Source organism: Sphingobium xanthum (assembly GCF_019737615.1).
GTDB lineage: Bacteria > Pseudomonadota > Alphaproteobacteria > Sphingomonadales > Sphingomonadaceae > Sphingobium > Sphingobium xanthum.
Genome location: NZ_JAHKKS010000024.1, coordinates 1 through 643, shown reverse-complemented (window position 1 = coordinate 643; position 643 = coordinate 1). Strand labels below are relative to the sequence as shown.

Below are 643 nucleotides of genomic sequence, written 5' to 3'. Positions count from 1 at the left end.
CTTCGCGAACAAATCCTGCGGATCACGACCAGCCAGAAGCTGGTCCAGCATGGCCTTGTCGATCGCCATATCGATGGTCCTTCCTATCCATCTCTATGGCCTCGCGCACAAAATATCTGACAGTCCCTGTGGCCGTCGAAGGCGTGACGATCCGCGCGTGTTCGACCCGTCGCCGCCATTCTATTTCGGCGGATCATCGCCTGATGCCGATCCGGGGCGCTGCCAAGCATAGCGACGTCTACCTAACTTGGGGCGATCCGGCGGAAGCCGTCGCCAGGAACTGGCGCCACCGGCAACTCTCGTGAACGGCAATGCGCCCGCGAAGCTCGTGCGCATTGGCATCCATTGGATATCGTCCTCTCCCAATCGGGACACGAGAAGGGCAGACTGATCGAGCAGTTCTTCGACCAGCTCGGTTTCCCACCCTGAGGGTGTTGGCCATATGGAGAAGATAGTCCCGAAACCTCTCCCGCTGGCGTTTTGCCTCACCCATCGCTTGCACCTCGCGCCACATATTAGGGTTCGGACCCAATAACTGGATTCCCACGTTGCTCGGATTGTGATTCAGTGTCTTGGCGAGGAGGCGCTGAGATGTCTGATTTCTTTTGGTTTTCCGATGCGCAGTGGTCTCGGATTGAGCCGC

1 protein-coding gene is annotated in these 643 nt (G+C 58.3%); it reads left to right on the top strand.

The window, feature by feature from the left end:
• Positions 1 to 95 precede the first annotated feature (95 nt).
• Complete coding sequence (locus KM135_RS19645) at positions 96 to 305, top strand: hypothetical protein (RefSeq protein ID WP_221715780.1); 210 nt, start codon at positions 96 to 98, stop codon at positions 303 to 305.
• The last annotated feature ends 338 nt before the right edge of the window (positions 306 to 643 follow it).